General features: G+C 63.6%; 11 protein-coding genes. 2 read left to right on the top strand and 9 right to left on the bottom strand.

Going from position 1 to position 12,961, the window contains the following annotated elements:
* Positions 1 to 394 (bottom strand): LysR family transcriptional regulator (locus tag AC1D0I_RS16265; RefSeq protein ID WP_477396335.1); only part of this gene is annotated, 394 nt, incomplete at its 3' end.
* 96 nt (positions 395 to 490) lie between these two features.
* Here AC1D0I_RS16265 and AC1D0I_RS16260 point away from each other — a divergent pair.
* Positions 491 to 1,450 carry an SDR family oxidoreductase gene (locus tag AC1D0I_RS16260; protein ID WP_477396333.1) on the top strand — a complete coding sequence of 320 codons (960 nt, stop codon included), beginning with the start codon at positions 491 to 493 and terminating at the stop codon, positions 1,448 to 1,450.
* 70 nt (positions 1,451 to 1,520) lie between these two features.
* Here AC1D0I_RS16260 and AC1D0I_RS16255 read toward each other — a convergent pair whose 3' ends face one another.
* From AC1D0I_RS16255 to AC1D0I_RS16230, 6 genes are all read right to left on the bottom strand, one after another.
* Positions 1,521 to 1,679 (bottom strand): DUF3309 domain-containing protein, encoded by a 159-nt coding sequence (locus tag AC1D0I_RS16255; RefSeq protein WP_477396331.1) that lies wholly within the window; start codon positions 1,677 to 1,679, stop codon positions 1,521 to 1,523.
* Positions 1,680 to 1,775: 96 nt separating this feature from the next.
* A complete protein-coding gene (locus tag AC1D0I_RS16250; RefSeq protein ID WP_477396329.1) occupies positions 1,776 to 4,949 on the bottom strand; it encodes an efflux RND transporter permease subunit in 3,174 nt (1,057 codons plus the stop codon).
* Between the two features lie 80 nt (positions 4,950 to 5,029).
* Entirely contained in the window at positions 5,030 to 6,202 is a 1,173-nt protein-coding gene (locus tag AC1D0I_RS16245; protein WP_477396327.1) for an efflux RND transporter periplasmic adaptor subunit, read from the bottom strand.
* A gap of 157 nt (positions 6,203 to 6,359) precedes the next feature.
* On the bottom strand, positions 6,360 to 6,965 hold the full coding sequence (locus AC1D0I_RS16240; protein ID WP_477396325.1) for a hypothetical protein: 606 nt from the start codon (positions 6,963 to 6,965) through the stop codon (positions 6,360 to 6,362).
* Entirely contained in the window at positions 6,962 to 9,235 is a 2,274-nt protein-coding gene (locus tag AC1D0I_RS16235; protein ID WP_477396323.1) for a xanthine dehydrogenase family protein molybdopterin-binding subunit, read from the bottom strand. The genes AC1D0I_RS16240 and AC1D0I_RS16235 overlap by 4 nt, the downstream gene beginning before the upstream one ends.
* A gap of 2 nt (positions 9,236 to 9,237) precedes the next feature.
* Complete coding sequence (locus tag AC1D0I_RS16230; RefSeq protein WP_477299981.1) at positions 9,238 to 9,699, bottom strand: (2Fe-2S)-binding protein; 462 nt, start codon at positions 9,697 to 9,699, stop codon at positions 9,238 to 9,240.
* Positions 9,700 to 9,826: 127 nt separating this feature from the next.
* On the opposite strand from AC1D0I_RS16230, the gene AC1D0I_RS16225 reads away from it, so the two are divergent.
* A complete protein-coding gene (locus AC1D0I_RS16225) occupies positions 9,827 to 10,426 on the top strand; it encodes a TetR/AcrR family transcriptional regulator (protein ID WP_477396321.1) in 600 nt (199 codons plus the stop codon).
* 32 nt (positions 10,427 to 10,458) lie between these two features.
* Here the strand turns inward: AC1D0I_RS16225 and AC1D0I_RS16220 are convergent, their stop codons facing one another.
* Both AC1D0I_RS16220 and AC1D0I_RS16215 read right to left on the bottom strand, forming a co-directional pair.
* A complete protein-coding gene (locus tag AC1D0I_RS16220; RefSeq protein ID WP_477396319.1) occupies positions 10,459 to 11,589 on the bottom strand; it encodes a patatin-like phospholipase family protein in 1,131 nt (376 codons plus the stop codon).
* A 214-nt stretch (positions 11,590 to 11,803) separates the two neighbouring features.
* Positions 11,804 to 12,889 (bottom strand): citrate synthase/methylcitrate synthase, encoded by a 1,086-nt coding sequence (locus tag AC1D0I_RS16215; RefSeq protein WP_477299983.1) that lies wholly within the window; start codon positions 12,887 to 12,889, stop codon positions 11,804 to 11,806.
* Between the last annotated feature and the right edge of the window lie 72 nt (positions 12,890 to 12,961).

The raw sequence follows: 12,961 nt of genomic DNA, 5'->3' as shown, positions 1-12,961 counted from the left end.
GGTTCGAGGCAACAATCTCGACCTCGATGCCGGGCTCCTCGATGCCGAGCCGCGCCGTTATCTCCGGCAGCACATAAGCCGCCACCACCTCGCTGGCGGCGATGCGCACCGTGCCTTCGATCGCCTCGACCGACCCCAGCGCCAGCCGGGAAAAGGCGCTCGCCTGCTCGCTCACCGCCTTGCCGCGCTCGAACAGCGTGCTGCCGGCCTCCGTCAATTCATAGCCGCGTCGCCCACGCCGGAACAGCGTAATATCAAGCGCCTGCTCAAGCTCGGCGATATGGCGGCCAAGCGTCGGCTGGCTGGCAGAGAGCTTCCGAGCGCCGGCCGACAGGCTGCCGGTCTCCGCCACGGTGACAAAACTCTTGATCAGGTTCCAGTCGATTTCATTCATTCATTTATGAATATCAGAAGCCAAATTATGGTCAATTTCCATTCGTGTGCGACGGGACCATATTCGAGCTGCAAAACATCCACACGGAGACAAAAAATGACCAAGATCGCAATTCTCGGTGCCAATGGCCGGCTCGGCCGTGTGGTCGCCAGGGCCTTCATCGATGCGGGTTATGACGTCCGCGCAATCACCCGCAGCGGTAAGGTGCCGGCCGAACTCAAGGGCGCCACGGCCGTTGCCGGCGACGCGCTCGACCGCGAAGCCCTGATCCGCGCCACGCAAGGCGTCGACATCATCTTCAATGGCCTCAACCCGATCTACACCGACTGGGGCAAGTGCCTGCCGATGGCCGAAAACGTCATGGCCGCCTGCCATACGAACGGCGCGCTGCACCTCTTTCCCGGCACCGTCTACAATTACGGCTCACCGATGCCGGCGGTGATCACCGAGGACACGCCCTTCCACCCGACGACGGAAAAGGGCCGCATCCGCTGTGCCATGGAAGACCTATTCCGCCGCGAGGCGAAGGTCGGACGTGTCCGCACCATTCTCTTGCGGGCCGGCGACTTCTTTGGCGGCACCGGCAGCGGATCATGGTTCGACCTCGTCGTCGCGGCCAAGATGAACAAGGGCATCTACACCGCGCCCGGTCCGGTCGATCTGGTGCATGAATGGGCTTACCTGCCGGACTTCGCCCTAGGCTTCGTCGCGTTGGCGCGCAATCTCGACAAGCTCGGCTTCTATGAGGCGCTGAACTTTCCAGGCCATGCAATCACCGATCTGGAACTCAAGGCTGCGTCAGAGAAGGCGCTTGGCAGAGCACTCAAGATGACTTCGATGCCTTGGTGGGTGCTGCGTGCCGGCAGCCCGTTCGTAGCCATGTGGCGCGAGATCGTCTCGATGTCCTATCTGCGCTTCGAGCCGCATCGGCTGGTCTCGACGCGGTTGGAACACATCATCGGCGAGACTCCGCACACGCCGTTGGGTCAAGCAGTCGCCGAGGCTCTCGGGGACATCGGCATCGCCGAGGTGAATGGTGTTGCGAAAGCGGCCTGACAGGCACGTCGGCGGGCGCAGCAATCCCCGCCCGTCTGTCCACACCGTTTCACTACCGAATGAGGGCGGCTCAGAGCCGCCCCATCAACAGCAGCACCAGAAGCACCACCAGCACGACACCGACAATGCCCGACGGCCCATAACCCCAGGAGCGCGAATGCGGCCAGGCCGGTATCGCGCCAATGAGGACAAGGATCAGGACGATCATGAGGATGGTGGTGATCGGCATAAAGAACGCCCCGCGCTGACATTTTGTTCAAGGGACAATGCAAAAGGCCGCCCGGTTGTTCCGGGCGGCCTTTGCGTCGGAGGTTCGCAGGCAGGTCTATTCGGCCGCCTTCGGAAAGGCGATAGCCGGCTCGCTGCCCACATCCGTATCGGGCGTCTCGGTCGACGAGACCTTTCCCTTGTCGCGCCGGAATAGCCGACGGAAAAACGCGTAGAAGCGGCTGTTCTTGCTGCGGGTGAAGATCATCAGCATCGACGGCGTCACCACCAGCGTCAGCAGGGTGGCAAAGGACAGGCCGAAGACGATCGCCGACGACAGCGAGATCCACCATTGCGTCGACGGCGCGTTGATCGTCGTCTCATGATGGAAGATTTCGAGACCGAGGCCAAAGGCGATCGGCAGCACGCCGAGGATCGCCGACACCGCCGTCAGCACCACGGGGCGGGCCCGTTCGCGGCAGGTCTGCAGCACCGCTTCCATCTTGTCCCAGCCTTCTTCGCGCAGCCGGTCATAGGTGTCGATCAGCACGATGTTGTTGTTCACCACCACACCGGCCAGCGCGATCACGCCGATGCCAGACATGACGATGCCGAAGGCCTCTCCCGTCAACAGCAGCCCCAGGAACACGCCGATAGTCGCCATGACCACGCAGGACAGAACCATCAGCACGCTGGTGAATTTGTTGAACTGCATCAGCAGTACGAGGAAGATCAGGAAGATCGCCGCGCCGAAGGCCTTGCCAAGGAAGGCACTAGCCTCCGCGCTGTCCTCGTTGGAACCGGCCAGCTTCCAGCGTATGCCACTGCCGAGATCCATATCCGCGACAGCCTTGGTGACCTCCTGCTGCACCGCCGCGACCTGGGTGCCCGCGGCGACGTTGGCCTGGACGACCACCGTGCGGGCGCCGTCGATGCGGCTGAGGATACCAACGGTCGGCTCGGGCTTGCGCACGACGAAATTCGAGATCGGCACCGAACCTTGCGAGGTCTGTACCCTCAACTCGTCGAGCGTCGACAGCGTCCGCCGGTCTTCGGGCAGGCGGAGCCGGATGTCGACGGCATCGTCAGCACCTGCCGGCCGGTATTCCGAGAGCTTCAGGCCATTGGTCACCAGCTGCACCACCGTTCCGACCGAAGTCGGGCTGATGCCGTACTGCGCCGCCTTGGCGCGATCGACCTCGAGCGCCCAGTCGACGCCGGGCGGCGGCAGGCCGTCGGAAATATCGATGACGCCGGGCACCTTGGCGATGCGGGCCGCCACGGCGCGCGCCTTGTCGTCGAGCCCCTTCGGATCGATCGCCGAAAGCCTGATCTGGATCGGCTTGCCGGTTGGCGGACCGGCTTCAGGCACGCGAACCTCGACATCGACGCCGGGAATGCCGGCCATGACGCCACGCAAATCGCTCAGGATCTGGTTCGCCGACTTGCGCTCGCGCCAGTCGATAAATTCATACTGGATGACGCCGACCACGTCTTCCGGAACATCCTGCCCGCCGCCTTGCGTCTTGCCGACGCGGGTGTAGACCGATTTGATGCCGGGCCAGCCGAGCAGCCTGTTTTCGGCGATCTTGGTCGCGGTATCCATTTCGGCCAGCGAAAGGTTGCCGCGAGCGTGCACGTAGAGCAGGCCGTAGTCTGGCTCGACACTGGGGAAAAACTCGACACCGGCGCCATATTTCGAATAGGCAAAGCCGACGCCGAACAGCAGCGCCACGGTGAGCACCACCACGGTGATGGGGAACCGCACCGCCTGCTTGACGATTGCCATGTACCAGCCGTCGCGATTGTCATCCGCATGGTGCTCGGGTGCCTTGGCGAAGATCGCCCCCAGCGTCGGCGCGAACACCAGCGCGTAGAGCATCGACGCCGACAGCGTGACGATCAGCGTGATCGGCATGTACTTCATGAAGTCGCCGATGATGCCCGGCCAGAACAGCAGCGGCGAGAAGGCGGCGATGCGCGTCATCGTCGCGGCGATGACCGGACCGGCCATGCGCTTGGCGGCAAGCGCGAAAGCTTCCGCCTTCGGCATGCCCTCGCCCATCCGCCGCTCGGCGAATTCGGTGACGATGATGGCATCGTCGACAAGCATGCCGACCGCCAGGATCAGGCTGAACAGCACGATCATGTTGATCGTGTAACCCATCATCGCAAGCAACAGGATGCCGATCAGGAACGATGATGGAATGGCCAGGCCGATCAACAGTGATGCACGGCCCGACAGCGCGTAGAGGATGACGATGAACACCAGGATGACGGCGATCATCACATGGTTCTGCAGATCGCCGAGCAGCTGGTTGACGAAGACCGACTTGTCCTGCGTGTAGGTGACATTCATGCCTTGCGGCATGGTCTTGACGAAGGCGTCGGAGACCTCCCTGACCTTGGCGAGCGTGTCGATCAAATTGGCGCCGATGCGCTTTTTCACTTCGATGGCGATGGCAGGCTTGCCGTTGAGGCGGGTCACCGTCTCGGCATCCTTGAAGGTGGAGCGGATCGTCGCGATGTCCTTGGCCTGAACCACGGCATTGGGGCCGGCGACCACCGGCAGCGCCGCCACATCCTCGGGCGTCTCGATCAGCGACGGCACCTTGACGGCGTATTTGCCCTCCGAGCCCTCGATATTGCCGGCGGCGACCAGGCTGTTGGAGTTGCCGACCGCACCGATCAGCTGATCGAGCTGCAGTCCGTAGGAAGACAGCTTCATCGGGTCGATGACGACCTCGACGAGGTCGTCGCGCGCGCCCTGCAGCGAGCCTTCGAGAACGCCGGGCACTTCTTCGATGCGGTCGCGCAGTTCGCGCGCGGCAGCGGTCAGCACACGCTCGGGCAATTCGCCTGACAGGGTGACGACGAGGACGGGAAATTCGGAGATATTGACCTCGGTGACAACAGGTTCTTCAGCCGCCTGCGGCAGGTCGGCCTTGCCATCCTGCACCTTGCTGCGCGTGTCCTGCAGTGCCGTCGCCAGATTGGTCTGCGGCTGGAACTCGACGAGCACGTAGCCGCCGCCCTGGAAGGCGGCCGAGCGCATTTCCTTGAGGCCCTTCAGGCTCTTAAGCTTGCTTTCCATCGGCCGCAGCAGAAGGCGCTCTGAATCTTCGGGCGAAATGCCCTGGTAGATCAGGCTGACATACATCATCGGAATCGGAACGTCTGGTTCCGCTTCCTTTGGCGTTGACTGATAAGCAACCCAGCCTGCGAGCAGAAGGAAGACCAGAACCGAGATGGTCAGGCGGGCATTGTTGATTGCGAGTCTGACGATATCCATGGCTAACGCCTGTTTTCGAATTTCAGGAGCTGCGTCGCAGCCGATTGTCCCCGCCCAGGGCTGGTCCGTCGCGACCCCTTCTACTGCGTCCCGGCGGTCGCCTCGCCCAGCAGCTTCCGGAGGGTCGCCTGGTCGGCCTCGACCGGATTGACCTCATCGCCTTCCTTCACCAGTTCCTGGCCTGCGACGATGATGCGCGCGTCGGCCGGGATGCCGCCGAGCACAAGGCCGGTCGGTGTGTCGTCGACGAGGTCGATCGGGAAGAACGCCACTTTGTTGTCCTTGCCAACGGCACGGATGCCGAGGTCGCCCTTGTCGCCCAGCGTCACCACCGAGCGCGGCAGTACGACCGCGTCGGTCGGTTGAGCGTTGAGCGCGATTTCCGCCGTCATGCCGGCGGGCACGGAGCCGTCGCCATTGGGGATCGCCACCTCGACGCGGAAAGTGCGGGTCGCCGACGAGGCGTCGCGGCTGATGTAGCGCACGGTGCCTTCGACCGTCTGGCCGCTGACCAGCCGGACATTGGCCTTGTCGCCGAGCTTGAGGTAGCCGAGGTCGCGCTCGCTGATTTCGCCGCGGGCGATCACCGGGTCAAGCTTGAGGATGGTTGCCACCTCGCCGCCCTCCATGATGGAACTGCCGAGTTCCACCGGCACCCGGTCGATAACGCCGTCGAAAGGTGCCCTCACCTCATTGCGCTCGAGTAAGGCCTGTGCCGTTTCCAGCATCGACTGCGCAGAAGTCAGGTTCGAGCGCGCTGTATCGAGCTGCAGCTTCGGCAAATTGCCTGACTTCATCAGTCGCAGAGCTGCGTCCAACTCAGCCTGGCGCTGCACTACCAATTGCTTGGCGTTGTCGACCATGGAGATCTTTTCTTCGGCCGCAAGCATCAGCACCAGATCTCCGGTCTTGACGTGCTGGCCCTGCTTGACCGGCAACTTGTCGATGACACCGGCAACGCGCGTCCCCAGCACGGCCCGCTTGTCGGCTTCGGTCAACCCGGAAACGCGGATGGCGCGCGCATAGGTCTTGCGCGGCGGCGTCACCACAGCGACGGTGCGCAGCGGTGCCTTCGGCTCGGCTTCAGCAGCCTTGGGCTTGTTCGCGTCCGGTGCCTTGCCCTGCTCGACTTCGGCAGCCTTGGCCTTGTTGGCGGCGACGCTGCCGACCGACGAAAACTCGCCTGTCGCCATCCAGGCCGCGAAACCAATGAGCACAACAACGGCTGCAAGCTTGTGAAACCTGATTCTCATCGTCGTTTTTTCCACTGCGGATTCGGCCAGCGTCCTCATAACGCGGGCGCGTCGCCGATATGGGTGCGCGCCAGGCCATCTTCAATTTGCCGTGATCGGCGAAGCGCGCTTCTACATCAAAGTTGCACCGCGATATAGCCTTAAAGTTGCAAGACCATTACGGCACAGGGCAAGGTGAACCCACCGCCAACCAGTTTTCGATCGCTTGAAAGGTTGCTTCGGCCGAACCCGGAGCCGGCTCACGGTTCGACCCCGGCGCCCAGCCCCAGCCGACCAACCTGTCGTCGCGAACATGCAGCGCGATATCGTCCAAACTGCGACCGCCATTGCGCGCCGGATCCTTGATCTGGGCGCAGATTTCGGCGGAGGATTTCCCGAACCAGGCCATCTCGGCCGGCGCCAGGCGCCAGTTCTCGGCTCCGGGCGGTCCATGCAATGCATTGGAATTGCTTGCGAAATGGCAAGTCGTGCAGCGCAGACCAGGATTGCCGAAGCCTGATCCGTCGTCACCGCGCTGGACATTGAAGGCGTGCACGCGCGTGCCGCCATAATGCGCACCCGACCAGCGCGGTCGGCCGTCCGCGACATGACAATCGGCGCAGCGCGGGTGTGAGAACACCGCATAAATCTTGTCCCATTCGGACTGGCCCTTGGTCATGTCGACCGCCTGGCTCGGTGATGTTTGGCTCTCCTGTGCGGTTGCGAACGACGCCACAAAGACGAGCATGGCAGCAGGCGTCAGCATGATGAGGAGCCTCTTCATGCGAAGGCCACCGTTTTCGACAAAGGCAGCGTGCGGATGCGCTTGCCGGTGAGCGCGAAGATGGCATTGGCCAGCGCCGGTGCGGCCGGCGGAGTGCCAACCTCGCCGACGCCACCCATCTTGTGGAAATTTTCCAGGATGGCGACTTCGAAGACCGGGCACTGGAAGATCCGCATGGCGTCGAAATCGTGGAAGTTCGACTGTTCGACCATACCGTCTGCGAAGGTGATCTCCTGTCCCATGGCCGCCGAAAGACCGTAGATGGCGGCGGAAATCAGCTGCGCCTCGATGATGCCCGGATCAAGCGCGGTGCCGACATCGGCCGCGATCCATACCTTCTCGATGCGGATGCCGGCCGGCGTATCCGCCACCTGGATGATCTCGCCGACCCAACTGCCGAAGGACAGCGTGAAGGCCATGCCCTTGGCCTTGCCAGCGGGCAGCGCCTCACCCCATTTCGCCATCGCTGCGACTTTCTCCACCACCTTCACCGCCGCGGGATAGGCGGCCATCAGCTTCTTGCGCATCTCGACCGGATCGATTTTGCCGGCAGTGGCAATCTCGTCCATGAAGCCCTCGTGGAAGAAGCCGTTGATCGAACTGCCGACCGATCGCCAGGAGCCGACGGGAATGGAGACGGGGGCGGCGACACCACTCACCCGATAGTTCGGGATGGTGTAGGGCTGGTCATAGGCGCCGTCGACGATGCTTTTGTCGGGTCCGAGCGGCGAGATCGAGGGAAACAGCCGGCGCAAGGTGCTGGCTATCATGGATGGCGAGGCGATCTTCATGTCGATGGCGATGGGCATGCCGTCGTCGCCGAGCCGCGCCTGGAACTTGCCGACCGCGGCCGGCCGGTAGGCGTCATGGCGCATGTCTTCTTCGCGCGTCCACGTCACCTTGACCGGACGCCCGTCTGTCGCCTTCGCCATCAGTGCGGCGCACAACGCGTAGTCCATCTCGACGCGGCGGCCGAAACCGCCGCCCATGAAGGTGGTGTGCACGGTGACCTTGTCTTGCTCGATACCGACCGCGTTGGCGCAAAGCTGCCGCACCAGAGTCGGCGCCTGGTTGCCGCACCAGATGTCGAGGGCACCATCCTTGAACCGCGCCGTGGCGTTCATCGGCTCCATCGTCGCATGCGCCAGATAGGGCACCGTATAGTCTGCCTCGACCATCCTTTCGCGTGGCGCGTCGGCAAAGGCGGTATCGACATCGCCATTGTCACGCATAGCCGAACCCTTGGTGCCGAGCGCCTGTTTGAGCACGTCGGAAATGGCGGCGCTGCTGAGCGGATATTCGGGATCCGCCCACTGGGCGTCGATGGCATCGGCCGCCTTGAAGGCCGCCCAGGTATTTTCCGCGATGATGCCGAAGCCATGACCGTAATTCGTCTCGAGCGCTACGATCTTGATCACGCCGGGCATTTTCTCGGCTTTGGCGAGATCCGCCTTGACCGGCTTGGCCCAGAAGCGCGGGCTCATCTTGACCGTGCCGTAGAGCATGTCTGGCAGCCTGACATCGATGCCGAAGATCGGTGCCCCGGTGACCTTGGCCAGCATGTCGACGCGCTTCTGCGGCTTTCCCAGCAGTTTCCAGTCGGCCCTGTCCTTGAGCCTGACTTCGGCCGGCGGCGCCATGGCGGCGGCAGCCGCGGCAACCGCGCCATAGGTCAGCGACTTGCCAGATGCCTTATGCAGGATCGACCCATTGGCCGTTTCCAGGTCGGTGGCGGCAACGCCGAGTTTCTGCGCCGCCGCGGCGATCAGCAATTGGCGGGCTGCGGCGCCCGCCTGGCGCATCTTGTCGAAACCGTCGCGCACCGAAGCCGAGCCGCCGGTGGCCTGGATAGCAAGGAGCTTGCCGACCACGCCGAGACCTGAGCGCACCGCCTGCGCGGTCATGCTCTCGTCGAAGAAGGCGAACGGGCCGCCCTCTTCGAGGATCGCGGCGTTGTAATAGGCATAGGAGGCCGGGCCGGGCTCGACCTTGACCTGATCGAGACCGACATCGAGCTCTTCGGCGACCATGACGGCCAGCGTCGTCGAAATGCCTTGCCCCATCTCTGCGCGCGGCGCCACGATGGTGATGGTGTTGTCGGCGCCGATCTTCACATAGGGGTTGAACGTCGCCTCGCCCTTGCCGAGGTCGGTCTCGAGCGGGTTCGGAAACGGTTTGCGATAATAGTAGTAGCCGACGGCCACGCCCCCCGCCACGGCAGCCGCGCCGATCAGGAACGTGCGGCGGGCAATCTTTCCGACACTGGCCATGGTCAGAGCCCCGCCGTCTTGAGCGCGGCGGCCTTCTTGATGGCCGAGCGGATCCTCGGATAGGTGCCGCAGCGACAAAGATTGCCGCCCATGGCGTTGTCGATGTCGGCGTCGCTGGGATCGGCGACCTCGTCGAGCAGTGCCACCGCGCTCATGATCTGTCCGGCCTGGCAGTAGCCGCATTGCGCGACCTGTTCCTCCAGCCATGCCTGTTGCACTGGATGGAGCTTGTCCGCCGTGCCGATGCCTTCGATGGTGGTGACGGCGCCGCTGACCTCGCCGACCGGGAGCGAGCAGGAGCGCACCGGCTGACCGTCGACATGCACGGTGCAGGCGCCGCAGGCGGCGATGCCGCAGCCGTACTTCGGTCCGGTCTTGCCAATGAGATCGCGCAACGCCCACAGCAGCGGCATGTCGGGATCGGCATTGATGTCGAATGACTGCCCATCGACGGTGAGGCGCATGGGGATACCCTTTTGTTGTCGTCCACAGCCCAAAGGCGAAGCGTCCCCTTGGGTCGCTTCGTCTCGATACAGATTGACAAATTACGTCATTTTGTCAATTGAGATTTTTCCAGGATAATGTTGTCCCATGAATCAGATCGAAGACATCGCCGCCGCTGACCCCAAACGCGTCCGTATCCTGGATGGCGCAATGAAGGTGTTTTTGGCTTATGGCTTCTCCCGCACGACCATGGACGACATCGCCCGCGCCGCCGACATGTCGCGGCCGGCGCTCTATCTCCTGTTCAAGAACAAGACCGACATTTTCCGCGCCATCGCCATGATGGTGCTGTCGCGCTCGGTCGAGTCGGCGAAAATGGCTCTGGCCGGCGATAGCGCTTTCACTGAGCGCATGACGCAAGCCATCGACGAGGCGTTCATCTCGATGATGAGCGCGGTCGTTGCCTCGCCGCACGGCGCCGAATTGCTGGACATGAAATCGAGCCTTGGCGATCTGGTCGGCTGCTGGCGCGGCGGTCTTGTCGAACATATCGCCGCCGCGATCGAGGGCGAGGCTGCCAGGAACGGCGCCGATCTCACCGCCAAGGGACTGTCGGCGCAACTGCTTGCCGACATGCTGCTCGACGGGCTGGAAGGCATGAAGGCGCGGATCAGCGATCCCGGCGGGCAGCGGCAGGCCGCCGCCGCCCTGATCAGGGTGATCGACCTGACCCTAAAAGCTGGATGAAGCCAAGAAGCCAGGCTGTGCCGGTTTTCGGGTCAGGCGCGACGGCGCTCTGCCTCCGGGTTCTTGCGCACAGCGAGGAATTCCTTGACCCGCCGGCCAGGTGCGGGACCACGCACCGGCTTGAAGCCGTCATCGAGCTCGCCTGACAGATCGAGCGTCGGGCGCTTGCCGACCGCATCGTAATTCTCCTCCAGCCAGTCGCTGGCGGCGGTGCGGCCGAGATCGCGCATATAGCTCAGGAACGCCCATTCGGCATTGACCTTCGACGACGCCGACAGGTCCTTGAACGCCTCGTCGGCATCGATGCGGTGCATGCGGATGTCGCGGTATTCGCCATGCGGCAGGCGGCCGGCGGCGATCAGCTCCTTGACAAAGGCGATCGAGCGGAATTCGCGCAACAGCCCGGCGTTGAAGGTGATCTCGTCGATGCGGTTCTGGATCTCGTTGGCGCTCCTTGGCGTTCCTTCCCGCACCACCGGATTGATCTGCACCAGAAGCACGTCCTCGGTCGCCGCCGTCTTGAAGAACGGATAAAGCGCCGGATTGCCGCCATAGCCGCCATCCCAATAGGGCACGCCCTTGATCTCGACGGCGCGGAACAGTTGCGGCAGGCAAGCCGAGGCCATCACCGTGTCGAGATCGATCTCGCCGTCGGAAAAGACGCGCAACTGCCCGGTTTCGACATTGGTCGCCGAAATGAACAGTTCCATCGACTTGCAAGCGCGAACATTGGCGAAATTAATCTCCTTCTGCACGACGTCACGCAGCGGGTTGAGGCCGAGCGGGTTGGCGACATAGGGCGAAAATACCCGCGACATGGTGTCGAAGAAGACATAGCCCGGCGTGTTCTCGATCGACCAATTGCCCCAGGCGACATCCCACGGCATGCGCTGCACCGGGCTGAACCGGCCCTTTGCCGCCACCGCGCGCCAGAAATCATCGAGCTTTTGCCGTGCTCCCTCGACGCCGCCACGCACGAAGCCGTCGGCTAGCGCCACCGCGTTCATGGCGCCGGCGCTGGTCCCGGACACCGCTGCGATCTCCAGCCTGCCATCCTCCAGCAGCCGGTCGAGCACGCCCCAGGAAAAGGCCCCGTGCGAGCCGCCGCCCTGAAGCGCGATGTTGATCTTCTTGGTTTCCTCCGCCTTGTCGTTTTTCGTCATGGCGTTCCTGTCGTTTTGGATGCTGCAGGCCTCATCGCGCCCGAGGATCGGGACGGTTCGGTTACAGCGGACCTATGTTGCAGTGCAGCATATAAGTCCTGACCAAGGCAAGAACACGAACACGGTCGCGTGATCACATGAATTTCGGTCATGAAGAACCGCCTCGCCGCTTCGAAGCGGAGGAGGCGGCATCCATCGAAACAGGCAGACAGCTTCAGGCAACGAGGTCCGGCACCGGCCCGACATAGCGCGACTGCGGCCGGATCAACCGTCCGGTCGTCTGCTGTTCGCGGGCGTGCGCAATCCAGCCGGCGACACGCCCGGCGGCGAAGACGTTGCTAAATGCCTCCTTGGGGAAACCCGCCGCCTCCAGCAGCAGCGCGGTGTAGAACTCAACGTTGGTCTGCAGCGAGCGCGACGGCTTGGCAATCCGCAGCACGTCGAGCGCGGCCTGCTCCACTGTCTCCGCGAAGGCCAGCCGGCGACCGGTTTCGCTCTCGCCGCCGAGTTGCCGCACGACCGCCTTCAGCACGTCGGCACGCGGATCGCGCACGCGGTAGATGCGATGGCCGAAGCCCATGATGCGCTGGCCATGCGCGACCTCGTCGCGCAGCCAGCCGGCGGCATCGCCATGCGCCTCGATCGCATCCAGCATCTCGATCACCGGACCGGGCGCGCCGCCATGCAGCGGCCCCTTGAGCGCGCCGAGCCCGGCCAGCACGGACGATGTCAGGCCGGCCTGCGTCGACGCGACCACGCGGGTGGCGAAGGTCGAGGCATTGAGGCCATGATCGCAGACGGTCACCAGATAGGTGTCGAGCGCCTTCGCCAGCGCCGGCGAGGCACGACCGCTGAGCATCCTCAACATGTCGGCGGCATGATCGGACAGGCTGTCCGGCGCGATGGGCGCCTCACCGCGCCGTAGGCGAAGCAGGGCCGGCGTCAGCACCGCGGGCGCCGCAACCAGCCGTAGCGCGTCCGGCAAAGTCTCGCCGTCCGGCAACAGCGCCATGCCGGCGCGCATGGCGCTGTAGACATCGAGCGGAGCCAACAAGGGCAATGAGGGCAAAAGCCGCTCGAACACTTCTGCGCGTGCCTGGCCCAGCGCTCGCGCCAGTTCGGCATCGCCGGGAAGGTCTTCGAAGAAGCCATCGAGCAGCAGGCTGACCACTTGCGCGTAGCTCCAGCGTCCGGCCAGGTCCCGCAGGGAATGGCCGCGGATGGTCAGATGGCCGCCAAGACCATCCACGTCGGAGAGAACGGTTTCAGCCGCCACAACGTCGTCGAGCCCACTCGCCATAGCCTGCCTCCTTGATCCATTTCCGCATCAGAGATAAGGCTAGGCAATCTGCCGATCAATCTTGATCAATAT

The organism is Mesorhizobium sp. P2_D1, from assembly GCF_056404455.1.
Note: the sequence above shows the minus strand (reverse complement) of the source record. Positions and strands in the feature narration are given on the sequence as shown.